Raw genomic sequence first — 23,085 nt, 5'->3', positions numbered from 1 at the left:
ACGGGCCGCCCATCCGGTCGGGATGGGCGGCCCGTGTTCACGAGTGCGGAGGAGTGCCCGGATCAGCCCCTGGTCAGGGACAGGCCCCAGCGGGAGAGGATCGGGTTGAGCGGCTGGAAGTAGGTGGTGCCGCCCCAGGTGCAGTTGCCGGAGCCACCGGAGGTGACGCCCTGGGCCTGGCTGCCGCTCAGCCAGGAACCACCGGAGTCACCGCCCTCGGCGCAGGCGTTGGTCCTGGTCAGGCCGCTGACCGCGCCCTGGGCGTAGAAGACGGTCTGGTTCTTGGCCTGGACGGTGCCGCAGCGCCAGCCGGTGGTGGAGCCGGACCGGCAGATGGAGGCGCCGACGGCGGCCTCGGTGGAGCCGCTGACGGTGACGGTGGTGTTGCCGCTGTAGCGGTTCACCAGGGGACGCGGGGTCCAGTTGGCGTTGGTCCGGACGTAACCCATGTCGCTGCCCGGGAAGACCGAGCCGGCGACCTGGCCGGAGGAGACGCGGTTGTAGCCCTGGGTCGCGGTACCGACCCCACCGCAGTGGCCCGCGGTCACGTAGCCGACCGACACGGAGAAGCCGACCGAGCAACGGGAGCCACCGAAGTAGTAGGCGTCGCCGCCGATGATGTCGTAGAGGGTCCGGGGCTGCTCGGTGCTCTCCACCACGGTCACCGCGTCGGCGTTGACCCCGGAGTCGGCGACGAAGTCCGCCGCCGCCTCGCCGCTGCCCAGGGCGGTGGTCACCACGACGGTGTTGTCGGCGGTGTCCACGTACCAGCCGGTGACGCCGTCGGGCACCTCGGTGGTCTCGTTCAGGGTCGACACCACGCCGTCCAGGCTGTCGGCGCTGTAGGCCACGACCTCCGGGGTCGCCCCTGCGGCGCGAACCTCGTCGGCCTTCTCGGCGGTGGTCACGCCGACGACGAGGGTGTTGGTGTCCCCGTCGAAGTGGGCCCCGCCGAACGACGAACCCAGGCTCGCGCGCAGCTCCTCCTCGGTCTCGACGGCGGTGGCCTCCACCGCGACCCTCGTGAGTGCCTCCTGCTCGGTCAGGCCGAGGTCCCGCTGCATCGCCGAGAGCATCTCCGGCGAGGCCACGGTGGCGTCGGGTCCTTCCGGGGTGTCCGCGCCGGCTGGCAGGGCCAGCGCGGTGGCCGTGCCGGCGGCCGCGACCAGGGCACCGGCGATGCGGGCCAAGGATCTGTTCCTCATGTTTCGCGTCTCCCTTGTAGGGGTGCAGGGATATCCGGGGAGGGGAGTGGGTCTGGCGAGAGGCCCCGCCCCGGAGGTGCCTCGTCCGAGGTGGACTGGGCCGTGCCGGTCGGCGCGACTGGGCTGGGCACCAACAGCCCTGGCTCATGGGTTTCCGCGGTTCGGCTGTGGCGGTGAGAGGTGAGCTCGGTTGTGGACCTGGACGGCGTCGTCAGTGGGTGTCCGACGTGAACAACTGGGTCCTCTCCGTTCACACCGGCGTCGCCGCCGGTTCATCCAGGCCCCCGTTGGAGTGAAAGTCTTGGCCCAGGATCGTGTTACGGATATCCGCCAATCGGGGAAAAACCGTCACAGTCGTCGGACCGGCGCTCACGTCCCGTAATGGCGTTCCGCTGTCGTACCGCTGTTTCGGTCGTTGTCCGGTGAACGAGTCATGGTCCGAACGGGGGTTGGTTCTGGACCGGATGCCGAGCACCCGTTCCGCCCGGTCCCGCGTGCGGCACGCACGTCAACGGGCGGCCTCCCCCGATCGGAGGAGGCCGCCCGTTGACGAACCGAACAGTTTTTGTCAGAAACCCGCGACTGGGCCGCTCGGGATCAGGAGGTGGTCAGGCTCAGCCCGAACTCGGAGAGGATCGGGTTCAGCGGCTGGAAGAAGGTGGTGCCCCCCAGGGTGCAGTTGCCGGAGCCGCCGGAGGTGACGCCCTGGGCCTGGCTACCGCTCAGCCAGGAACCACCGGAGTCGCCGGGTTCGGCGCAGGCGCTGGTCTGGGTCATCTCGTGGACGGCGCCCTCCTGGTAGTTGACGGTGACGCCCTTGGCCTCGATGGTGCCGCAGTGCCAGCCGGTGGTGGAGCCGGAACGGCAGACCGAGGCGCCGATCGCGGCCTCGGAGGAACCGCTGACGGCGACGGTGCCGCCGTCGTAGTCGTTGACCGCCGCGGTCGGCGTCCAGCTGGAGTTGGTCTCCACCCAGCCCATGTCACTGCCCGGGAAGATCGAGCCGGCGACGGTGCCCTGCGACTGCTGGTTCACCCCGGAGGTGCTGGTGCCGACGGTGCCGCAGTGGCCGGCGGTGACGAACCCGCCGTCCACTGAGAACCCGACGGAACAGCGCGAGGCACCCGGGTAGTAGGCGTCACCGCCGACGATGTCGGCGAAGGGGACCGGCGTGGAGTTGGCCTCCTCGACGACCCGGACGGTGCCGTCGCTGGCCGCCCGGTCGAGGAAGGCGTCCACCTCGGCGTCCCGCAGCTCCGGGTCCACGGTGACGACGACGGAGTTGGTCTCGACGTCGACCGCCCAGCTGCTCACCCCGGCGGGGGCGCCCTGGCTGGTCGCGGTCTGGTCGATGGCCGACTTCACCGACTCCAGCTCGACGAGGGTGTGCTCCACCACGCGAGGCACCGCACCGGCGGCCCGCACCGCGCTCGCCTCCGCCTCGTCGGTGACGGCCACGACGAGCGCGCCCCGCTCGGCGTCGAAGACGGCGCCGGCGAAGACGCCGTCCAACGTGCGGGTCAGGGTCTCCTCCGCGGTCGCCGCGGCCGCTTCCTGGGCCAGGCGGAGTTCGGCTTCGGCGGCGTCGAGGCCGAGGTCCCGCTGCATGGCGAGCAGGACCTCCTGGTCGGCGCTGACCGGGGCCGGGGCCTCCTGGTCGGCGGTGGCGGGGAGGGTGAGGCCAACGGTCGTTCCGGCGGCCAGCACGACCGCTCCGGTAACGCGCGCCGCGATTCTCCGATTCACTAGATGTCTCCTTGTTCACGAGTGCAGGGACACCCCGCGGGCGGTTTCTTGGCAGGGGCCCGCCCGCGGGTCTCAACTCGTAGCGGACCGGGGTCGTGGGAACCCCGGTCGAGGGGATCAGCGGTCTCATCGACTCGCGCCTGGCGGAGGACGACTGTCCGGACGCCGCGCCGCTGTGTGCTCGGTCGCCCTTCCCTGTCGATTCCACTTCAGACCATTACGGATGATTACCATCCGGTAGCTAGACGTTATTAAGCCGTTACTGCTGTCCGGAAGCCATCATTCGGAGTCAAAGAAACGGCTGGACGGCGGATAGACGCGCCGTTTTCGTGACCCATCGTGTTGATCTAGTGCACACAGTGGTGAACGTGTGTGTGGTCAAGTTGGTGAGTTACCGGCATCGCTTACCGCGCGGACGGGAAGTGACCTACCAATCACGCGCATGTTCCCGCGCCTTCTCCGTGGCGATATCGGGCGAATCCCCGGAAGGCCCCACGGGGGCGCTACTGGTGGTGGATGACCGAGAACGTGGCGGAGGGATGACGGCGGCCGTCCTGAGCGGGACGCGTACCGGGCGGCCGAACCGTGCCATGTGGACCTGGCCTGGCGGACGAGGACGGCGAGAACGCGTGGTGCGCCGCCGGCTGGGGCCCGATGCGATCGTGGCCGCGCTGCTCGACGCCGGGTGGGGCTCCGGACGGGGGAGCAAGGGGAGTGGACCCTCGGCCGATCTTCTCGGCGGCATCCCAGGGGCGGGTGGAGGCGGCCCGACTGCCGCCCGCCGTCGACGCGGACCCCGATGTGGACGGGAACGGGAACGGCGCGCTGCTCGCCGCCGTGGAGCGCGGCTCCCCGGCCGTGGTGCGGCTGTCGCTCCAACGCGGTGCTCGGGCCGATGAGCGGCCCGGGCGGAACAGGACTCCGGCGGAGGCCGCCGCGGCCTGGCTGACCCGGGCGGTGGCGCGCGCCGCGCGACCAGGCGCGTGCCACGGGTGCCGCACTGGAGGCGCTGGTCAGGGAGGAGGAACCGGTGGACGCCGGCACCGCCGGCACCACCCCGCACCGGCTGCGGGTACCCGGGGCCGGGCCGTCCTGGAACGGCAGGACGGCCACCGGCGGTTCGCCGACGAGCTGGCGGGTCGCTGGACTCGCCACCGGGGCCCGTGGGGGAAGGAACGGTCCACCCGGGAAATCGGCTCGTGCGGGACTCAGGTGGCCGGGACCCGGTCCGGGATCTCCAGCCGCGCTCCCGGCGCCGGCTCCTGGTCGTCCTCCTGTTCCCCCGCCCCTTCCGGCTCGTCCTCGGCCGGTGCCTCCGTGGTCGTGGGCGGCGGCTCGGTCTCGGACGGCTCGTTCCCGGCCGGTTCCCGCCCGGGTTCCTCGCCGGACGTGGTGGGAACCTCGGGTGCACCAGTGGTCCCGGTCCCGGCGGGAGGGGCCGGGTTCGGCGGGTCGACGACGTCCGCCCCGCCCGCTGGCGGGTCCTGCTCGGCCGGCGGGGGCACGTCGTCCCGGCGGAAGAGGGGTTCACCGCCGAGGATGCCGCTGATCGACGTTCCGGTCGAACCGCCGGAGAGGGATTCGCCCCGTACGAGCTCGACGCCGACGATGGCCGCCATCGCGAGGAGGAAGGACAGCACCCCGCCAGCCACGATCATCCGGGTGGGACGTCGCCGACGAGGGGGCTTCTCCCCTGGTCCGTCGGTCGGCAGGCGGTTCGTCCCGGCCGATGTCGGCAGGAGGGCCGTGCTGTCCGCGTCCCGGTGCCCGCCGACGCCCTGCCCGAGGAGCTCCGTGTCGGGCGGCCGAGCGCTCGCCTCGCCTCGGATCGGCGTGTCGGGCGGGCCGGCGTCGCGCGGCGGAGGGCCCGCCAGGCGGGCGGTCGGTGCCCCGGGGCTCGGGTGCGGCACGGTCAGCCGCGTGGTCGGTTCGGTCGCCGAGCGGGGACCGACCGGGTGGGACGGGCTGGCGACCGGGCCTGTCCGCCCGTCGCCGACGGCTCGGCCGGCGGTGCGTTGCCGGCGTCGACCGAGCGGGGCCCTGGCGGCGGTCGCCCGAACGGTCTCGGCGGTCCGTTCGAGGTAGCGCTGGTAGACCGCGCCACCGACCGTCGACACCACGCTGGCGACGGCTGCTCCGGCCACGGTGCCAGCCACCCCGAGCTGGGAGCCCAGCACCGCCGAGGTCACCGCGGCCAGCGCGCCGGCCGTGATCTGGGCACCGGACAGCCCGAACGCGCCCCGCCGCTCCGCCGGTTCCCCGTCCTCAGCCGGGGAGCCGCCCTGGCGCGCCAGTCGGGTCGTGAGCTCCTGGTCGTGCTGCTCGCGCATGGGTCCCCTCGTGGTCGCGCTCCGTTTCCGGCCCCACCCGGGCCTCGGGATGACAACGAGGAAGACGTGCCGATTTATCCCCCGGTTGGCGGATGGTGATATCGCCCACTTGGGCTAACTGGGGTGTCGTCCCGGTTCCCGGGCGCGAGTCCGCCAGCCCCGTCGGGCGGGTTGATGGTCGTGACGAACTTGTACCTGTCCCCCCGGTAGAGGGAGCGCACCCACTCGACGGGGTGGCCTTCGGCGTCGAAGGAGTGCCGGCAGAGCAACAGCATCGGGAGGCCCACGTCCGCCCCGAGTAACTCGGCCTCCTCGGGCGCCGCGAGGGCGGTCTCGATCGTCTCCGTGGCGTGGCCGAAGCGGACGTCGAACCGGTTCCGCAGCACCTGGTAGAGCGAGTCGCCCTCGCTCAGGCAGCGGCGCAGGCCCCGGAAACGGCCCAGGGGGAGATGGGTGGTCTCGATGGCCATCGGTTCGCCGTCGGCGAGCCGCAGGCGTTTCAGCCGGAGCAGCTTGGCGCCCGGCCGGACGTCCAACAGCCTGGCCAGCTCCGTCTCCGCCGGGTGTTCCTCGGCCGCGAGCAGCCGGGACTGCGGTCGCATGCCCTGGGCGAGCATGTCCTCGGTGTAGGAGGAGAGCTGCAAGCGCTGGGCCACCTTCGGCTCCGCCGCGAAGGTCCCCTTGCCCTGGATCCGGAGGAGACGCCCCTCGACCGTGAGATCGGCGAGCGCCTGGCGGACCGTCGTCCTGGACAGGCCGAACTCGGTCGCGAGCGATCTCTCGGTGGGGATGGGCGTTCCGGCGGGCATCGACCGGAGCAGCTCGAGCAGGTGCCGTTTGAGCCCCCAGTACTTGGGCTCCCGGGTGTGCCCGGTCCGGCTCCCGCTTTCCCCGCACGGCGGTGTGGCGTCGAGCATGGCCTCCTCCTCGGTGACGTCCGGCCTGCCTGTGCTCTCCAGGATGCCGAGCCGTTCCCTCGGTTCCCACGTTGTCACAGGGTGACTCCGATCTTCCTCCGTCCGCGCGATCCCCGGCACGGGGCCGTCGAAGGCGGCCCGACCAGGCCGAGGAGGGGTCCCGCCGCCTCCCGCTCCGGTGGCCGGTGCCGGGCACTCGCCCGGTCGGCGGCGGTGGACGGCGGGCCCCGGTGGGTAGTGTTGGTCTGGACCACTGCGGGCGTCGGACCGGTGTGCCCGAACCCGGTTGGCGACGGCCGCCCTGAGTGGCCGGGGCGGCTGACCCGGCGGAACGAGGCGGTATGAAGGCGGAAGCGGCGTCGGCCACCACGGCCGGTTCCCTGATGGCGGACGAGATCGCGGCGCAGCCGGCGGTCTTCCGAACGCTCCTGGCGGCCGGACCGGAGATCCGGGCCCTCGCCGGGGACATCACCCGGCGACGTCCCCGGTTCGTGCTGTTCGCCGCGAGGGGGTCCAGCGACCACGCGGCCCTCTACGGCAAGTACCTCGTGGAGACGCTGCTCGGTCTGCCCGCCGGCCTCGTCTCGCCCTCGGCCACCACCCTCTACGGAGCTCGGCAGGACCTGCGCGACGTCCTGCTGGTCACCGTCAGCCAGAGCGGTGGTTCCCCGGACCTCGTCGAGGTCGCCGCGACCGCGCGCGACCAGGGCGCGTTGACCGTCGCGGTGACCAACACGGAAGGGTCGGACCTGGTGTCGGTCACCGACGCGGCCCTGTCCGTCCGGGCGGGCGCGGAACGGGCGGTTGCCGCCACCAAGACCTACACCGCGACCCTGCTGGCCCTGTACCTGCTCGTCGACGCCCTGCGAGGCGGTCACGGCGAACGGGCGGAGCCGCTGGGGGACCTGGCGGACGAGGCGTTGGCTGGGGCCGCCGCGCCGGTCGTGGACCTCGCCTCGCGACTGCGCTTCGCGGACCGGCTGCTCACCGTCGGTCGCGGCTACTCCTCGGCGACGGCGGGTGAGGCGGCGCTCAAACTCGCCGAGACCAGTTACCTGCTGACCCGCGCCTACAGCGCCGCCGACCTGTTACACGGACCGGTCGCCGCCGTCGACGCCGACACCGCGCTCCTCGCCGTCACCAGCGTCGGCCCGGGCGGCACGTCGACCCTGGAGACCCTGGAGGCGGTGCGGGAACGAGGCCCCTTCGTCGCCGCGATCGGATCCGCCTCGGCGTCCGCCGCACCCGACGTGGGGGTGGCCCTGCCGGCTACTCCCGAGGAGGTCGCCCCGGTGCTGGAGGTGCTCCCGGCGCAGCTGCTCGCCCTGGAACTCGCCAGGGCCCGGGGAGTCGACCCGGACCGGCCCCGGGGGCTGAACAAGGTGACCAGGACGCGCTGACCACTCCGGCGCGGACGGCTGGGGCACGTCGAGCTGGCGACGCCGCCGGGGGGTCGTCGTGCGCGGGTGCGGCCTCCTCGGGGAATCGCGCGGCCCGGGGAACTCAGGCGGGGACCGCTCCCACATCGTCACCGTCGGGGGTGCGCTGGCGCAGCTGCCACGCGAGTGGCACCGGTAGCGCGCTGACCAGCCCGGCCAGCACCACCAACGCCACCGACAGGCCGTGGTCGAGAACGGCGACCCCGTTGCCGAAGACGAGGGTCACCGTTCCGAGCAGGCCGAAGACGATCCCCACCGGGGCGGCCGACCGGACCCAGTGGAACAACGCGATGGTCACCAGCACGGCGACCGTCGTCACCCCGAGCACCGACCTGTCCAGCGCGAGCTGGAGCCACACCGAGCCCACGGCGACGGCGCCCGAGGTCACCGCCAACGCGAAGGCCAGGATCTGGCGCTGGGCTCGGTTGCTGCCGGGGTTGGCCGGGGTGCCTGGCATCGCCACTCCTCGTCGGAACCGGAAACCGTCCAGGTGATCCTATTCACCCCATCCCGGGCGGGCGGCCCCTCGGGTGCGGGGGCGGTGGATCGCCCTCGCCGACGCGCCGCCGCCCACCTCGCCACCGAGGATCATCCGGGGGACGAACCGTCCCGCCGCCGGTCGTCCCGGTCGGGGGAGGTGCTCGGAGCGTCCAGCCCCACCGCCTCCGCGACCGTCCGCAGCCCGGCCTGGCGCACCCGCCGGGCCAGGTCACGGTGCACGGCCCTGGGCCAGAACGGCCCACCGTAGATGAATCCGGTGTACGCCTGGACCAGGGTGGCGCCGGCGCGGATCCGGGTCCAGACGTCCTCCGCGGACTCGACACCGCCCACCGAGACCAGCAGGACCCGGTCGCCGACCCTGGCCCGCAACCGGCGCAGGACGGCCAGCGACCGCTCCCGCAACGGGGCTCCGGACAGCCCGCCGGCGCCGACGGCGGCCACCTCGGCGTCCCCGCTGCGCAGGCCAGCGCGCCCAGTGGTGGTGTTGGTGGCGATCACCCCGTCCAGGCCGAGCTCCAACGCCAGGTCGGCCACCGCGTCGACATCCTCGTCGGCCAGGTCGGGGGCGATCTTCACGAGGAGCGGCACGCGGTGGGCGACCGCCTCGTCGAGGGCGGCCCGCACCTCGGTGAGCAGCGGCCGCAGCAGCTCCACCGCCTGGAGGTTCCGCAGGCCGGGAGTGTTCGGGGAGCTGACGTTGACCACCACGTAGTCGGCGTGCCGGGCGAGCAGCTCGGCGCCGCGTCGGTAGTCGGCGACCGCCTCGGCCTCCGGCACCACCTTCGTCTTGCCGATGTTCACCCCGAGGCCCACCCGCCCCGACCGGGGCCGGGTGGTCAGCGCCCTCGCGGTGGCGGCGGCTCCGTGGTTGTTGAAGCCCATCCGGTTGACGATGGCCCGGTCCTCGACCAGTCGGAACAACCGCGGCTGCTGGTTTCCGGGCTGCGGCTGCCCGGTGATGGTGCCGATCTCGACGAACCCGAAGCCGAGCGCCCCCAACGCGTCGGCTCCGGTGCCCTCCTTGTCGAAGCCGGCGGCGAGGCCCAGCGGGCTGGGGAGGTCCATCCCCAGCGCCCGGACGCGCAGCTCCGGATCGCGCGGCACGAGCCATCCGCGGAGCAGACCGCGCACGCCGGGAACGGCGCAGATGGCCCGGAGCAGCCCGAAGCTCACCCGGTGGGCGGTCTCGGCCGGGAGGCGGCGCAGGACCAGCGAGAACAGCAGTCGGTACATGGTCTCCCCGAGAGTGGTCGATCCCGCGCGCGCCGCCGCTTCCGCCGGCCCGCCGGGCACGCCAACGGCCGACGCGCCGGCGTCTGCCGACAACCTACGCGGTGGTCGCGCACCCCTGGGACCGGGTTCGTCACCGCTGGGAGGCGGCGTAGGCCTCCAGTTCCGCGAGCTGCGCGGGGTCCAGTGAGGGGCGCACCGACTCCCGGGCGGCGGCCAGGTGGTCGGCGGTGACCTCGGTGGCCTCCAGGTTCTCCCGCATCGCGGTCAACGCGGCCTCCCGCACCAGGGCGGCGCAGTCGGCGGCCGAGTACCCGTCGAGGTCGGCGGCGAGCGCGTCGAGGTCGACCTGGTCGGCCAAGGGCGTGTTCCGGCTGGCCGACCGCAGGATCGCGGCGCGGGCCTCACCGTCCGGCGGCGGGACGTAGACCAGACGCTCGAGGCGACCCGGCCGCAGCAGGGCGGGGTCGATCAGCTCGGGCCGGTTCGTCGCCGCGAGGATGACCACGTCCCGCATCGGCTCGACACCGTCCAACTCCGTGAGCAGGGCGGCGACCACCCGGTCGGCCACCCCGCTGTCGCTCGACCCGCCCCGGCGGGGGGCGAGGGCGTCGACCTCGTCGAGGAAGACGAGGGTGGGCGCGGCCTCCGCCGCCCTGGCGAAGAGTTCGCGCACCGCCCGCTCCGACTCGCCCACCCACTTGTCCAGCAGCTCGGCGCCCTTGACGGACATCACGTTGAGCTGCCCGGTGCCGGCGAGCGCGCGGACGAGGAAGGTCTTCCCGCAGCCGGGTGGGCCGTAGAGCAGGACGCCGCGCGGCGGGCGGACCCCGAGCCGGGCGAAGGAGTCCGGGTAGCGCAGCGGCCACAGCACCGCCTCGGTGAGGGCCTGCTTCGTCTCGGCCATGTCCCCCACGTCGTCCAGCGTGAGCCCGCCGGTCTGGAGCGTGTCGGAGGAGGACATGGAGATCGGCCGGACCGAGGAGAGCGCGTCCAGCAGGTCCCCCTGCCGGATGCTGGGCCAGCCGGGCCCGGCCTCCTCCGAGGTGGCGGTCTCGGGGCTCGCGGGTGCCGGCTCCTCGGTGGTCGCCTGGTCGGCAGGTGCGGCCGGAACCTCGACGGTGTCATCCCGGCTGGGTGGTACCGCGAAGCGGGTCGTCTCGCCGCCATCCTGGTCGGGGGGCACGGGAAGGCGCGTGGTCCCGCCGCCACCGCCCGGCGCCGGCAGGGCCAGGGTCTCCCCGTGGGGTGACACGTCCACGACCTCCGCGTCGGTGATCGCGTCGGCCACCTCGCTCGCCAGGTCACCGCCTTCGGCGGTCCGAGCGGCACGGGTCTCGCCAACCGGGTCGGCGAGCAGCTCGCCGTCCACGACCTCCTCCACCGGCGCCTCCGCCTGGGGGGCCACCGGTGCCGTCGCGGTGTCCGTGGCCGCCCCCTCCCGCTCCGGCGGCTGCCGCAGCGCCGCGCGGACCGCCGCCTCCCGGCGCAACGCGAGCAGGTCGGCGGTGACGAACCCGGGAGTGCGCTCGGCGATCACCCCGAGGTCGACGTCGTCGGACAGCGGAACGCTGCGCAGCAGCATCCGCAGCACCTCGGTGCGGGTTCGGGTGTCCGGCGGGACCAGGACGAGTTCACGGTCCAGCAGCTCCGGATCACGCAGCCGGGGGTCCACCCCCTCCGGCTGGGCCGTGGTGCCCACGATGGCGAGCCTGCCGTGGTGGCTGCTGGAGCGCAGCGCGTCCAGGACCACGGTGGTCAGCGGAGGAGGGTTCGCGCCGGGGACCAGGGCCTCGATGTCGGTGACGAGCAGGACGCAGTTCCGGCCGGCTGCGGCGTGCGCGGAGGCGGCCGCGACGGCGTCGTGCACCCGCTGCGACGCGGTGCCCGCCTCCAGGGCCGCCACGCTGGGCGCGGACACCTCGACCAGCTCCGCGTCGACCGCACGGGTCACCGCGCGCACCAGGGTCGCCTTGCCCACTCCCGCCGGCCCGGCCACCAGCACGCCGAGCCGGGAGTTCGCTCCCAGGCGTTCGAGCAGCTCGGGACGTTCGAAGGTGAGCCGGAGCCACTCGGTGAGCCGCGCGGCGGCGTCCTCGGAGCCGACCAGGTCGCTGACGCTCGGTGCCTCGGGGCGGACCGGAGCGGTGGTCGCCCCGGTCGTGCCGGTGGCCGTTCGGGCGGCGTCCGAGGCCCGGGGAACCGTGCCCCCGGGGGAGGAGGCACCGGTGGTCGGGGTGCCACCCGCCGGGGTCGCCGCCGGGGTGGGACCGGGGGACTGCGCGAACCCGCCCGAGGGGCGGGAGCAGGCGGAGTAGTCCCTCCCGGTCGAGTCCCGCAGCGGGGCCGCGTCCCGCCAGGAGAGCTGGGTGGACGGTTGGACGGCCACCGGACCGTCCGGCTCGGTGGCCGTGACGGTGAGCAGTTCGTTGGTCCAGGTGATGCCGATCGCGTTGGACAGCTTCCGACGGGCGGTGCTGAGGTCCACCCCGGAGGGCGGGGCGACGTCCTGCGGGAGGAGGGAGACCGTGTCGCCCACGCTGAGCACCTTGCCCGTCAACGCCAGCCGGAGCGTCTCCGGTGGGAGGGAGGCGGCGGCCATGCGGGACCCGGCGACCGTGACGGATCGGGCCGCGCTGACCTCGACGGGCGCGACGACGACCTCCGCTCCCTCGGCCAGGCCCAGGTTCGACAGGGTCAGGTCGTCCACGAGGATGACGCCGGGCGCCGCTCCCCGCCCGGTCGCGACCGCGGCCAGGGCCGAGGTCACGCGACTCCCGGTGAGTCGGACGGCGTCCCACGCCGTGAGGCCGAGCGCGTCGAAGACCTCGGGATGGAGCCGGACGACACCCCTCCGGGTGTCCAGCGCGGACGGGGAGAGCCGAGCGGTCAGCGCGATCACCCGACCAGATTACGTGCCGGCGCGGCGCCGGACCGTACCCACCACGGAACCCGGGGGATCCGAGGGGCCCGGGGGTCGGGTGTTCAGGAACGTCGGCGGAGCCCGAGTCGACGCCAGGACCGGCGGGCGCCCACCGGTCCGGACCCGCCGCTCTCCGCCCGGACGGCGTCACCGGCCACCCTGGGGCGCAGTCGAGGACGCCGCAACCGCAGCCTGCTGGTGCTCCGCCGGATGGCGCGCCGTTCCCCGGCCGGTACGTCCCACGCTTCCGGGTGCCTGCTGAGCCAGCGGTACCGGCGAACGGCGAAGGGCACGTGCGCGAGGTAGAGCACGATGAAGGTCGCCAGGACCAGCAGGGGGTAGGTGATCACGGCCGCTGCGAGCAGCCCCACCAACATCAACAGCGGTGCGATCGCCTTGGCCGGCACCTTCAGCGTCTTGAACGACAGGGTCGGGACCCGGCTGATCAGCAGTCCGCCGATCGCGATCACCCACAGCGCCACCACCAGCTGAGACGACCACCAGCCCTCGCCGGACTTGAGGGAGATGACCAGGGGGAAGAGCGCCGTCAGCGCGCCGGCGGGCGCGGGAACCCCGACGAAGAACTCCTTGCCGAACGGCGGGCTCTTCGTGTCCTCCATCAGCACGTTGAACCGGGCGAGCCGGAGCACCGCGCACACCGCGAAGAGGAGGCAGACGACCCATCCCCATTGGCTGCCGTGCAGCGACCAGATGAAGACCACCAGGGCGGGAGCGACGCCGAAGGAGACGGCGTCGGCCAACGAGTCGAGCTCGGCCCCCATCCTGCTGGTGGCGTCCAACAGGCGGGCGAGGCGGCCGTCCAGTCCGTCCAGCAGCGCGGCGGTCGCGACGGCGGCGACGGCCGCGGCGAAGCGCCCGTCGAGCGCGAACATCACCGATGAGAGCCCGGCGCACAGCGCCAGCACGGTCACCGCGTTGGGCACCAGTCCGATGCCGGGCGCTACCCGTGCCATGCGCTCAGCCCCCCGCTGCGGCCGAGGAGGGCTCCGGGAGTTCCGCGATGACGGTTTCGGCGCCGACGGTGCGCTGTCCCGGCTCCACGAGCACGCGGCTTCCCGCCGGCAGGTAGAGGTCCACCCGCGAACCGAACCGGATCAGGCCGTAGGTGTCGCCCGCCGCGACCCGCTGGTCGGCGGCCACCTCGCACACGATGCGCCTGGCCACCATGCCCGCGATCTGGACCGCGACGACGCGGTGGCCGTCCTCGGTCTCCAGCACCAGGGAGTTCCGCTCGTTGTCGTCGCTGGCCTTGTCGAGGTCGGCGGAGAGGAACTTGCCGGGGCGGTACGCGACCTGGCGCACCACTCCCGACACCGGGGTCCGCTGCACGTGCACGTCGAAGACGGAGAGGAACACGCTGACCCTCGTCAGCGGGGTGGCTGGCAGGCCGAGTTCGACGGGCGGGACCGCCGTGTCCACCTGGGAGACGGTGCCGTCCGCGGCGGACACCACGAGCCCGGGCCGGCTGGGGGTGACCCTGCGGGGTTCCCGGAAGAACCAGGCGCACCAGGCGGTGAGGACGAGACCGAGGCCCCCCAGCGGGCGGGAGAACCGCCTGAGCACCAGGGCGAGCCCGGCGGCGGCGGCGACGAAGGGGCGTCCGGCCGGGTGCATCGGCGGGACCACGGACCGGGCGAGGTGGAGGAAGTGCGCCAGCGTGCCGGGACGCTCCTCGGCCGACGGCTCGGGCCGCTCCGTCGCTGGGGGCACCACCGGGAGGCGGGTGGTGTCCTCGCTGTGGTTCTCACGGCCCCGCGGGGGTCGCGGTGTGTCGGTGCTCATGTCGGCAGTCCGTAAGCGTCGAAGGGTGTCCCCGTGCATCGCACCCGATCGGGTGGCACGGAGGCGCGGCACACGGTACGCGCCCACCGCGAGCGTAACCAGGGGGTGGCGGAGCGAGAGGAGTGGATCAGCGCCGCACCCGACGGGCTGGTCACCGGGGCCCTCCCCGAGCTGGCGCGTCCCGGGCCGCCGAGCTGGCGAGCCCCGGGCCGGCCCCGGGCGCGAACACCAGAGGGCGAACCGTGCGCCCCCCGACGGCACACGGTCCACCCTGTCCTGGGGACCACGACGAGACAACGACTCAACTCGAGCGGTCGGGGTGGGACTGTCGGAATCCCACCGGCAGGCCCTGGCTCCCGGGTGGAGACGGGCCGGGACGTCGTCCAGTGGCCCGGACGGTCCGACCCGGCCGCCACCGCCGCGGCGGGGCGACGCGGGTTCCTGGCGACACCACCACCGTGTCCTGGCCGCCGAACGGCGTGACCTGCGTGCGCGACCAGCGTACTCAGCCAGGACACGGGGGATCAATAGCGTCCGGTAATGAGTTGATCACGAATCGTGAGTCATCGTCGTTACCTCGTGCGGCGTCGGAGGAAGCCGTCCTTGTCGACCACTTGGGCGTCGACGAGTTGACGCCGACGACCGGGACCGGTGCCTCGTCCGGGGCCGTCAGCGCCGGGAGCGGGTCCCCAGCAGCCGGAGGACCACCAGCAGCAGGACGGCTCCCACCGCCGCGACACCCATGCTGGGGAGGTCGAAGGCGAAGGCCCGGTCCTCCCCGGTGACCAACCGCCAGACGAGGCCGCCCAGGGCCGCGCCGACGACGCCGACCAGGATGCTCACCAGGCAACCCTGGCGTTCCCGTTCCCGGCCCCCGACCACCAGGTTGGCGGCCCAGCCGACGATGGCTCCGAACACGATCCATGACAACAGGCCCATCCGACCAACCCTAGCCCCGGCGGAGGGGGGGCGACCTCGCCTCGCCGCGGGTACCCCGTCAGTTCCCGCCGGGTCCACCACCGGTGCGGCTCGGCCCCCCGAGCAGGAGCACCTCCACTGGGGTGTCCGGCTCCACCACCGTCACCTCCGGCGCGATCTCCACGAGGCAGTTGGACTCGGCCAGGGCGGACAGCAGGTGCGATCCGGCGGCTCCCACCACCCGGACGGCTCCGGTCTCCAGGTGGTAGCTGCCGCGGCGGTACTGCCGCTTGCCCGAGGGGGAGGACAGGGCGGCCCCCTCGAGCACCGCTCGGGACCGGGGCCGGTCGGTCACGTCGAACCCGGCCGCCCGTCGGAGGGCCGGCCGCACGAAGACCTCGAACGACACCAGCGCGGAGACCGGGTTCCCCGGCAACGCCACCACGGGGACGCCCCGGTAGCGACCACTGCCCTGCGGCATGCCCGGTTGCATCGCGACCTTGGTGAAGGTGACCCCCTCACCGGCGAGCGCGTCCTTGACGACCTCGTAGGCTCCCGCGCTGACCCCGCCGGTGGTGAGCAGGAGGTCGGCATCGGCCAGGTGCGGCCGCACCGCCTCATGGAGGGCGCCCACGTCGTCGGGTACGAACCGGACCGCCGTGGCGTGGCCACCGGCCTCCCGGACGGCGGTGACGAGCATGACGGCGTTCGACTCGTAGATCTGCCCGAGGCCGAGCGGCTCGCCGGGCTCGACGAGTTCGGAGCCGGTCGAGAGGACCACGACGCGGGGACGACGGCGCACCGGGAGCTCCGCGAAGCCCAGCGCGGAGGCCAGGCCGAGCTGGGCCGGCCCCAGCTCGCTCCCCCGGCGCAGCACCGTGGTGCCGGCCGGGACGTCCTCCCCCGCCCGCCGGACGTGGCGGCCTTCCTCGGGCGCGAGACCGATCGCGACCTCGCGGGTCCCGCCGTCGGTGTGTTCGACCGGGACGACGCAGTCCGCGCCCAGCGGTAGCGGGGCCCCGGTCATGATCCGTTGGGCGCTGCCCACTGCCAACGGCAGCACCTCCGGCGCGCCGGCCGGCAGGTCGGCGGTCACCGGCAGTCGCACGGGGCGGTCCGGTGAGGCTCCCGCGACGTCGACGGACCGGACGGCGTAGCCGTCCATGGCGGAGTTCCGGAAGGGGGGCAGCGGGATGGAGGCGACCAGGTCCCGCGCCATCGCGAGTCCCGCGCACTCCTCCAGCGGGGACCTGGTGACCTCGGTGGGTCTCAGCAGGCTCGCGACGTGCTCCTGGTGTTCCTCGACTGGTACCAGCGGAGGTGTCCTGTTGTCCTGGGCCACCCGATCATGGTGCCCTGCGTGGCGGTGGGACCGGCCCCGCGACTCGCCCGGGCTCACGCGGGCCACAGAATCGTCCGCGCCCGGGGCGCGCGGCCACCCGAGGCCGGTTCCGACGCGGTGGGTACGAGGGACGGAGGACTACCAGTGCAGGTCGTGACACGTCACACCCCGGGGTACGGGGTGGCGCGGCTGGTGCTCGGCGGTGGTGAGCAGGCCCTGGCGGAGGTGGGAACCATGATGGCGACCAGCTTCGGCGTGGCCGTGGAGTCGCGCCGGGTCGCCACCGGTCGGGGCCCGGGACGGGGGTTGCGCGGTGGCGGCACCCAGGCCACCGGTTTCACCGCTCCGCCCCCCGGTGGGTGGGTGGACGTGGCGCCCAACCAGGCCGGGGACCTCTACATCGTGGAACTGGACGGGCGTTCCGGGTGGTGCGTTCGGGCCCGGTCCTGGCTCGCCGTCGCCGGCACGGTGGTCTTCGACCGGGACTGGCCTGGCCTGCGCTCCCTGCTCGGCTCGGACGAGGGGTTCCTCACGCACGCCGGCGGGCACGGCCCGCTCGTCCTGTCCTGCCACGGCAGCCTGGACGTGGTGAACCTCAAGGCGGGGGAGGTGATCACGCTCAACGCGGGACACGTGCTCGGGTACCGGGACGACACCAGGGTGCGGCTCCGCGCGCTCGACCAACTGGGGGAGCAGTCGGTGCGGACCGGCGCGGGGCTGCTCCTCGACGTCGTGGGGCCGGCCCGCGTGCTCACCCAGACGCGGGTTGCCCGTACCGTGAGGACCTGAGGAGCAGGTGGTTCCCGTCGTCTCTTTCCGCGCCCGGTGGCCGCGGGATCGGTGAAGCGCCTGTGAACGGGTATCACCGAGCGTTAGGCTGCGAGTCGTGTCGGAGGACCTCACCGGAAGCCGATTGGGGCACTACCGGATCAACGGTGTGCTCGGCCGAGGTGGCATGAGCGTCATGTACCGCGCCACGGACGAGCGCCTCGGCCGCAAGGTGGCGCTCAAGGTGATCGCGGAGCACCTGTCCGGGGACGCGGAGTTCCGCGAACGCTTCGTCGACGAGGCGCGGAACACCTCGGCGATCGACCACCCCAACGTCGTGCCGCTGTACGACTTCGGTGAGGTGGACGGCCTCCTCTTCATCGCGATGCGGCTGGTCGACGGGGCCGACATGGCGACGCTCATCAAGGACGGTCCGCTGGCACCGCAGCGAGCGCTCGCCCTGCTCGGGCAGGTCGCCGAGGCGCTGGACATGCTGCACGACCGGGGTCTGGTGCACCTGGACATCAAGCCGGCGAACGTGCTCGTCACCAGCAAGGAGTCCAGTGAGGAGCACGTCTACCTCGCCGACTTCGGGCTCACCCGGCGCGGCGCGACCGGCCACCGCACCCAGGGCGGGGACTTCCTCGGATCGCCGACCTACGCCGCCCCCGAGCACCTGCGCGGGGAACCGGTCGACCCGAGGACGGACGCCTACTCGTTGGCGTGCGTGCTCTTCGCCTGCCTGACCGGGCGCCCGCCGTACCGGGGGCAGGTCCCGCAGGTGATCGAGGGTCACCTGGGTCGCGAGGTTCCCGCCGTCAGCTCGGTCGTCGCCCTCCCGCCGGCCATCGACGAGGTCCTGCGCCGGGGGATGGCCAAGGTCCCCGGACAGCGGTACGCGAACTGCCGGGAACTCGTGGCCGCCGCGAGGACGGCGCTGGCGGGCGTCGCCCAGCCCGACCACCCCGCTCCGCCGGTGGGCCGCGAGACCGTGCCAGGACCGGGCACGCCGGCCGCTGGCTGGGCGCGCCCTGGGGTGCCGACGGGGCCGCCGTCCAGCCCCACCGGTCTGCCCCGTCAGAGCCCCGCTGGTCTCGCCGAGCCCATGCGCTTGCGGCCGCCCTCGCCGGCGCAGTCCGCGTCGTCGTTCGCCTCCAGCGGTGGGGGTGGCAACCGTTGGGTGTTGCCGCTGATGGCCTTGGCGGCGTTGGTCGCGGTCGTCGTGCTGGTCGTCGTCATCGTCAACTCCTGACACCCTCCAGCCCCCGAGGGCGCCGGCACGAGAAATCCCGAGGGTTCCCGCCGGCCTCGTTCCGGGTCGTGCCTGGTCACGGCGGGGGTGTCCTCGCGGGCGTGTGGCGCGCCCTCTCGTTGTCGCTTGCACTCATCGCCGCAGAGTGCTAAACACGGAACTGGCACTCGCTACTGGTGAGTGCCAAGGCCGGGACGGTGAGGCTGGCAAGGGGCCCCGCATGGAGGGGCAGACCGGTCAGTCGTCCGTCGCGGGCACCGAGCCTGGCCCATTACGTGTCCTGCTGTGGGTACCCACGTTCCCGCAGCGCCCAATCGCCGGAGGACAACACCGCAATGGCCAAGTTGATTGCGTTCGACGAGGACGCGCGCCGCGGTCTCGAGCGTGGTATGAACACCCTCGCCGATGCTGTCAAGGTGACGCTCGGCCCGAAGGGTCGCAACGTCGTCCTGGAGAAGAAGTGGGGCGCCCCCACGATCACGAACGACGGTGTCTCGATCGCCAAGGAGATCGAGCTCGAGGACCCGTGGGAGAAGATCGGCGCCGAGCTCGTCAAAGAGGTAGCCAAGAAGACGGACGACGTCGCGGGTGACGGCACCACGACCGCGACCGTGCTGGCTCAGGCCCTGGTGCGCGAGGGTCTGCGCAACGTTGCCGCCGGCGCGAGCCCGCTGAGCCTGAAGCGCGGCATCGAGAAGGCCGTCGACGCCGTGGCCGAGCAGCTCCTGAAGGCCGCCAAGGAGGTCGAGACCAAGGAGCAGATCGCCGCCACCGCCGGCATCTCCGCCGCCGACTCCAGCATCGGTGAGCTGATCGCCGAGGCCCTCGACAAGGTGGGCAAGGAAGGCGTCATCACCGTCGAGGAGAGCAACGCCTTCGGCCTCGAGCTGGAGCTCACCGAGGGCATGCGCTTCGACAAGGGCTACATCTCGGGTTACTTCGTGACCGACACCGACCGCCAGGAGGCGGTCCTGGAGGACCCGTACATCCTCCTGTTCGGTTCGAAGATCTCCAACGTCAAGGACCTGCTCCCGCTGCTGGAGAAGGTCATGCAGGCCGGCAAGCCGCTGCTGATCATCTGTGAGGACGTCGAGGGCGAGGCGCTGGCCACCCTGGTCGTCAACAAGATCCGCGGCACCTTCAAGTCGGTCGCGGTCAAGGCCCCCGGCTTCGGCGACCGCCGCAAGGCGATCCTCCAGGACATCGCCATCCTCACCGGTGGCCAGGTCATCAGCGAGGACGTGGGCCTCAAGCTGGAGAACGCCGACCTGTCCCTGCTCGGCCAGGCCCGCAAGGTCGTCGTCACCAAGGACGAGACGACCATCGTCGAGGGCTCCGGTGACACCGAGCAGATCGCCGGTCGCGTCAGCCAGATCCGCAGCGAGATCGACCGCAGCGACTCCGACTACGACCGGGAGAAGCTGCAGGAGCGGCTGGCCAAGCTCGCCGGCGGCGTCGCGGTCATCAAGGTCGGCGCGGCCACCGAGGTCGAGCTGAAGGAGCGCAAGCACCGCATCGAGGACGCGGTGCGCAACGCCAAGGCCGCCGTGGAGGAGGGCATCGTCGCCGGTGGTGGCGTGGCCCTGCTGCAGGCCGCCGAGGCCGCCTTCGCGGACCTGGTGCTGGACGCCGACGAGGCCACCGGCGCCAACATCGTCAAGGTCGCCGTCGAGGCCCCCCTCAAGCAGATCGCGGTGAACGCCGGTCTCGAGGGCGGCGTCGTGGTCGAGAAGGTCAAGGGCCTGAAGGCCGGCGAGGGTCTGGACGCCGCCAGCGGCTCCTACAAGGACCTCGTCGAGGCCGGTATCACCGACCCGGTGAAGGTGACCCGTTCCGCGCTGCAGAACGCCGCCTCCATCGCCGGTCTGTTCCTGACCACGGAGGCCGTCGTGGCCGACAAGCCGGAGAAGGAGAAGGCCCCGGCCGCTCCCGACGCCGGCGGGATGGACTTCTGAGCCGTTCCACGGCCGCTGGTCGACAAGGGGCCGGTCCGCGTCTCGCGGGCCGGCCCCTTCGCCGTGTTCCGGGACCGGGGGAGGCGGTGACCGGGTGGGGCGCCGACCGGGCCGCGCACGGGAGTGCTCGCTGACCGCTCGCGGCGGGAGGACCCGAGCTGGTGTGGTGCCGGTGTCCTCCCAGTGCCGGTGGCGGCGGTCGTCAGTCGGTGCCCCGCTCCGGCACGAGGAGGCAACAGCCCAGGTAGAGCACGACGGCGATACCGAAGCTCGCCAGCGTGAGCACCAGGAAACCCACCCGTACCAGGGGGGTGTCGACGCCGGTCAGGTCGGAGATCCCGCCGCAGACCCCGCCGAGCATCCGGTCAGTGGTGCTCCTGCGGAACCGGCGTCGGATCCTGCTGGTGAAGTTCCCGTCAGCCATGCCACCACTCTGGCCGGGGCGCATCGCCGATCCATCGGGGATGGCCCCGATCCCGCCCCTTGACCCCGTCCGAGGCGGATCCGGGGAACCGCCTGGTGGGGGGCCGTCCGTCATGGCGTGAGGTCGGCACCGGGCGAGGTCGAGCGGGGTGCCCCGCCCTGTCGGGGAGCGAGGCGTCCGTTCCCCGGTGGAACATGGCGGGCGAACTGGAATTCCTCGGCCGGGTCCGACGACCAGGTCAAGGTCCGCGCACGACCACGCCGAGCACCCGCCGGCCACCGCACCCCACGCCGACAACCCGCGCGACAACCACAACCCCTCCGGTGCCCTGGGTGGCGCGTCGATCTCCGGCCACGGGTTCTCCGCCCAGTTCGCGGAGCTGCTGGCCAACGCCCACTTGTCAGCCGGGGCAGGGCGGTGCTGGGCGTCGAACCCCGATCCGGGTGCTCCTCGACGCCTGAGGGGGTCCTCAGAGCAGACGGCCCGGTCTCGTCGCCTCGATGTGCCGAAGGCCCGTTCGCAGGTGACTGATCAGCTCGGTGGTCTGGCGGGGGGTGAAGGCGACGGTGATGGGGCTGCCCTCGATGCGCAGCGACAGCGTCATGTCGTTCCCGTCGGGTTCGACGACGAGGGTGACCGGCCCCTCGGTCTCGTGCCGGCACGCCACTCCGAAGCGCATCTCCGTGCTGAGCGCCTCGATCAGGTGGAAGAGGCCGCGCCACTCCAGGGTGACCGCGAACTTCGCCGTGGAGGCGAGCCGGAGATGCAGGCGGTTCCTGTCCTCGCTCAACTCGATCTGGTTCGTGCACGCCCCGTAGACAGCGTCGGTGCCGGCCACCCGTCGGTAGAAGTAGAAGCTGCGCGTCGCCGGCATCGGGTTCACCTCGCTGGTCACCCTCGGTTGCGGGCGACGGGTTGGCGCCAGTCGGTTAGGCCGTATGGGTGGTTTCAGCGTACAAAAAAATCGATCACCGGGAGATGAGGCTACCTAGAGTATTTGTAAGCGCTGTCCGAGGGACACCCGTACGGTTGGTGATGCCGGTTCTCGCCTTCAGGGCGTGACCGCTGGTGGCCCGACTGGGGCCACCTGCCGTGTGGGTGTCGGCTGGAGGACCGAGATGCGCTACCGGGTGCCGACGCTGGCACTTGCCCTGTCCCTGCTCGCGGCCGGTTGCACCGGGGGTTCACCGGTGGTGGCCCGGCCTCCCGAGCTGGACGCCGCCGGGGCCGGAGCGGCCCAGGCACCCGACGACACGTTCGTGTTGGTGGCCACCGGCGACGTCCTCGTCCACCCGGCGTTGACCGAGCAGGCGGAGCTGGACGCCGCGGAGACGGGCGAGGGGGAGCGGGACTTCCGGCCCCTGTTCGCCGGGGTCGCTCCCCTAGTGGAGGACGCCGACGTGGCACTGTGCCACCTGGAGGTGCCGATCGCGCCCGCCGAGGGCCCGTTCCTCGGCTGGCCCAGGTTCAGCGCGCCACCGGAGGTCGTCACGGGACTCGCCGCCACCGGCTACGACGTCTGCACCACCGCCTCCAACCACACGGTCGACCAGGGCGAGGAGGGGGTCATCCGCACCCTGGAAGCCCTGGATGACGCCGGGCTCGGCCAGGCGGGAGCCGCCAGGACCGAGGAGGAGGCCCTCACCCCGCTCGTCCGCGAGGTGAACGGCGCGCGAGTCGCGCACATCTCCCACACCTTCAGCTTCAACGGAGTGCCCCTCCCCGAGGGCAAGCCCTGGATGTCCAACACGCTCGACCCGGAGGAGATCCTCGCCGGGGCCCGCCGAGCCAGGGAGGCCGGCGCCGAGGTCGTGGTCGCCAGCCTGCACTGGGGTGTGGAGTACGTGCACGAGCCGACCCAGGAACAACAGGACCTCGCCGAGCTGTTGCTGGCCGACGACGCGATCGACCTGATCATCGGTCACCACGCCCACTCCGTGCAGCCGTTCGAGCGGATCAACGGCAAGTGGGTCACCTACGGGCTCGGCAACCACGTGGCCAGGCACGCGGAGCCGCGCGGCATCACCGAGGAGGGCGTGGCCGCGCGCTTCACCTTCGAGCGGGACGAGGCGGGCGACTGGGCGGTCACCGTCGCGGAGTACGTGCCGACGCTGGTCGAACTCGGCCCACCGATCCGCCTGGTGGATCTCACCACCGCCGACATCGAGGCCCCCGGTCGGGCCGAGGCGCTGGCGCGGACCGAGGAGGTCGTCCTCAGCCGGGGAGGGGCCGAGCACGGCCTCACCCGCTACGCCGGCTGAGCCCCCGGCCCCCGGCGGCACCGCCCCCGAACCTGGTGCCGGGGTCGCCCCAGGCCGGAGAGCGGCGGCTC

18 protein-coding genes are annotated in these 23,085 nt (G+C 72.9%); 5 read left to right on the top strand and 13 right to left on the bottom strand.

Annotated features, from left to right (window positions below; genetic code table 11):
• Window positions 1-62: 62 nt before the first annotated feature.
• The 4 genes from C1701_RS09075 to C1701_RS09060 form a co-directional block, all read right to left on the bottom strand.
• Complete coding sequence (locus C1701_RS09075; protein WP_026417553.1) at window positions 63-1,205, bottom strand: S1 family peptidase; 1,143 nt, start codon at window positions 1,203-1,205, stop codon at window positions 63-65.
• 597 nt (window positions 1,206-1,802) lie between these two features.
• Window positions 1,803-2,951 carry a S1 family peptidase gene (locus C1701_RS09070; protein ID WP_030105156.1) on the bottom strand — a complete coding sequence of 383 codons (1,149 nt, stop codon included), beginning with the start codon at window positions 2,949-2,951 and terminating at the stop codon, window positions 1,803-1,805.
• Window positions 2,952-4,159: 1,208 nt separating this feature from the next.
• Entirely contained in the window at window positions 4,160-5,281 is a 1,122-nt protein-coding gene (locus C1701_RS09065; protein WP_026417551.1) for a hypothetical protein, read from the bottom strand.
• 74 nt (window positions 5,282-5,355) lie between these two features.
• Window positions 5,356-6,198, bottom strand: coding sequence for a GntR family transcriptional regulator (locus C1701_RS09060; RefSeq protein WP_081715245.1), 843 nt, complete (start codon window positions 6,196-6,198; stop codon window positions 5,356-5,358).
• Window positions 6,199-6,539: 341 nt separating this feature from the next.
• On the opposite strand from C1701_RS09060, the gene C1701_RS09055 reads away from it, so the two are divergent.
• Complete coding sequence (locus tag C1701_RS09055; protein WP_103055802.1) at window positions 6,540-7,598, top strand: SIS domain-containing protein; 1,059 nt, start codon at window positions 6,540-6,542, stop codon at window positions 7,596-7,598.
• Between the two features lie 103 nt (window positions 7,599-7,701).
• Here C1701_RS09055 and C1701_RS09050 read toward each other — a convergent pair whose 3' ends face one another.
• The 7 genes from C1701_RS09050 to moeA all read right to left on the bottom strand — a co-directional run bounded on the left by C1701_RS09050 (window position 7,702) and on the right by moeA (window position 16,354).
• Window positions 7,702-8,094, bottom strand: coding sequence for a hypothetical protein (locus C1701_RS09050; RefSeq protein WP_026417549.1), 393 nt, complete (start codon window positions 8,092-8,094; stop codon window positions 7,702-7,704).
• A 131-nt stretch (window positions 8,095-8,225) separates the two neighbouring features.
• Entirely contained in the window at window positions 8,226-9,371 is a 1,146-nt protein-coding gene (locus C1701_RS09045; RefSeq protein WP_103055801.1) for a quinone-dependent dihydroorotate dehydrogenase, read from the bottom strand.
• Between the two features lie 130 nt (window positions 9,372-9,501).
• The gene (locus C1701_RS09040; protein WP_103055800.1) at window positions 9,502-12,270 is read right to left on the bottom strand and encodes an AAA family ATPase; all 2,769 of its coding nucleotides are present in this window, start codon (window positions 12,268-12,270) and stop codon (window positions 9,502-9,504) included.
• 83 nt (window positions 12,271-12,353) lie between these two features.
• Window positions 12,354-13,265 carry a CDP-diacylglycerol--serine O-phosphatidyltransferase gene (gene pssA / locus C1701_RS09035; RefSeq protein WP_026417548.1) on the bottom strand — a complete coding sequence of 304 codons (912 nt, stop codon included), beginning with the start codon at window positions 13,263-13,265 and terminating at the stop codon, window positions 12,354-12,356.
• A gap of 4 nt (window positions 13,266-13,269) precedes the next feature.
• Entirely contained in the window at window positions 13,270-14,094 is an 825-nt protein-coding gene (locus tag C1701_RS09030; RefSeq protein ID WP_103055799.1) for a phosphatidylserine decarboxylase, read from the bottom strand.
• Window positions 14,095-14,763: 669 nt separating this feature from the next.
• On the bottom strand, window positions 14,764-15,033 hold the full coding sequence (locus C1701_RS09025; RefSeq protein WP_026417546.1) for a GlsB/YeaQ/YmgE family stress response membrane protein: 270 nt from the start codon (window positions 15,031-15,033) through the stop codon (window positions 14,764-14,766).
• 58 nt (window positions 15,034-15,091) lie between these two features.
• Window positions 15,092-16,354: a molybdopterin molybdotransferase MoeA gene (gene moeA, locus C1701_RS09020; protein ID WP_103055798.1), complete on the bottom strand. Its 1,263-nt coding sequence runs from the start codon at window positions 16,352-16,354 to the stop codon at window positions 15,092-15,094.
• Between the two features lie 144 nt (window positions 16,355-16,498).
• On the opposite strand from moeA, the gene C1701_RS09015 reads away from it, so the two are divergent.
• From C1701_RS09015 to groL, 3 genes are all read left to right on the top strand, one after another.
• Window positions 16,499-17,143: an AIM24 family protein gene (locus C1701_RS09015; protein ID WP_026417544.1), complete on the top strand. Its 645-nt coding sequence runs from the start codon at window positions 16,499-16,501 to the stop codon at window positions 17,141-17,143.
• Between the two features lie 97 nt (window positions 17,144-17,240).
• Window positions 17,241-18,374 carry a serine/threonine-protein kinase gene (locus tag C1701_RS09010; RefSeq protein ID WP_030105163.1) on the top strand — a complete coding sequence of 378 codons (1,134 nt, stop codon included), beginning with the start codon at window positions 17,241-17,243 and terminating at the stop codon, window positions 18,372-18,374.
• A 335-nt stretch (window positions 18,375-18,709) separates the two neighbouring features.
• Window positions 18,710-20,329, top strand: coding sequence for a chaperonin GroEL (groL, locus tag C1701_RS09005; RefSeq protein WP_026417543.1), 1,620 nt, complete (start codon window positions 18,710-18,712; stop codon window positions 20,327-20,329).
• A 202-nt stretch (window positions 20,330-20,531) separates the two neighbouring features.
• On the opposite strand, the gene C1701_RS09000 is transcribed toward groL, so the two are convergent.
• Together C1701_RS09000 and C1701_RS27275 are read right to left on the bottom strand one after the other, a co-directional pair.
• The gene (locus tag C1701_RS09000) at window positions 20,532-20,753 is read right to left on the bottom strand and encodes a PspC domain-containing protein (protein ID WP_026417542.1); all 222 of its coding nucleotides are present in this window, start codon (window positions 20,751-20,753) and stop codon (window positions 20,532-20,534) included.
• Window positions 20,754-21,222: 469 nt separating this feature from the next.
• A complete protein-coding gene (locus C1701_RS27275) occupies window positions 21,223-21,627 on the bottom strand; it encodes a hypothetical protein (RefSeq protein WP_026417541.1) in 405 nt (134 codons plus the stop codon).
• A gap of 244 nt (window positions 21,628-21,871) precedes the next feature.
• Between C1701_RS27275 and C1701_RS08990 the strand changes: the two genes are divergently transcribed.
• On the top strand, window positions 21,872-23,014 hold the full coding sequence (locus C1701_RS08990) for a CapA family protein (RefSeq protein ID WP_026417540.1): 1,143 nt from the start codon (window positions 21,872-21,874) through the stop codon (window positions 23,012-23,014).
• Window positions 23,015-23,085: the final 71 nt, after the last annotated feature.

The organism is Actinoalloteichus sp. AHMU CJ021 (assembly GCF_002895405.1).
Classification (GTDB): domain Bacteria; phylum Actinomycetota; class Actinomycetes; order Mycobacteriales; family Pseudonocardiaceae; genus Actinoalloteichus_B; species Actinoalloteichus_B caeruleus.
Note: the sequence above shows the minus strand (reverse complement) of the source record. Positions and strands in the feature narration are given on the sequence as shown.

What these genes read in the sequence shown, in the direction of transcription:
- C1701_RS09075 (WP_026417553.1), bottom strand. Translation starts at nt 1,205, where the DNA reads ATGAGGAACAGATCCTTGGCCCGCATCGCCGGTGCCCTGGTCGCGGCC.
- C1701_RS09065 (WP_026417551.1), bottom strand. Translation starts at nt 5,281, where the DNA reads ATGCGCGAGCAGCACGACCAGGAGCTCACGACCCGACTGGCGCGCCAG.
- C1701_RS09060 (WP_081715245.1), bottom strand. Translation starts at nt 6,198, where the DNA reads ATGCTCGACGCCACACCGCCGTGCGGGGAAAGCGGGAGCCGGACCGGG.
- C1701_RS09055 (WP_103055802.1), top strand. Translation starts at nt 6,540, where the DNA reads ATGAAGGCGGAAGCGGCGTCGGCCACCACGGCCGGTTCCCTGATGGCG.
- C1701_RS09050 (WP_026417549.1), bottom strand. Translation starts at nt 8,094, where the DNA reads ATGCCAGGCACCCCGGCCAACCCCGGCAGCAACCGAGCCCAGCGCCAG.
- C1701_RS09045 (WP_103055801.1), bottom strand. Translation starts at nt 9,371, where the DNA reads ATGTACCGACTGCTGTTCTCGCTGGTCCTGCGCCGCCTCCCGGCCGAG.
- pssA (WP_026417548.1), bottom strand. Translation starts at nt 13,265, where the DNA reads ATGGCACGGGTAGCGCCCGGCATCGGACTGGTGCCCAACGCGGTGACC.
- C1701_RS09030 (WP_103055799.1), bottom strand. Translation starts at nt 14,094, where the DNA reads ATGAGCACCGACACACCGCGACCCCCGCGGGGCCGTGAGAACCACAGC.
- C1701_RS09025 (WP_026417546.1), bottom strand. Translation starts at nt 15,033, where the DNA reads ATGGGCCTGTTGTCATGGATCGTGTTCGGAGCCATCGTCGGCTGGGCC.
- groL (WP_026417543.1), top strand. Translation starts at nt 18,710, where the DNA reads ATGGCCAAGTTGATTGCGTTCGACGAGGACGCGCGCCGCGGTCTCGAG.
- C1701_RS09000 (WP_026417542.1), bottom strand. Translation starts at nt 20,753, where the DNA reads ATGGCTGACGGGAACTTCACCAGCAGGATCCGACGCCGGTTCCGCAGG.
- C1701_RS27275 (WP_026417541.1), bottom strand. Translation starts at nt 21,627, where the DNA reads ATGCCGGCGACGCGCAGCTTCTACTTCTACCGACGGGTGGCCGGCACC.
- C1701_RS08990 (WP_026417540.1), top strand. Translation starts at nt 21,872, where the DNA reads ATGCGCTACCGGGTGCCGACGCTGGCACTTGCCCTGTCCCTGCTCGCG.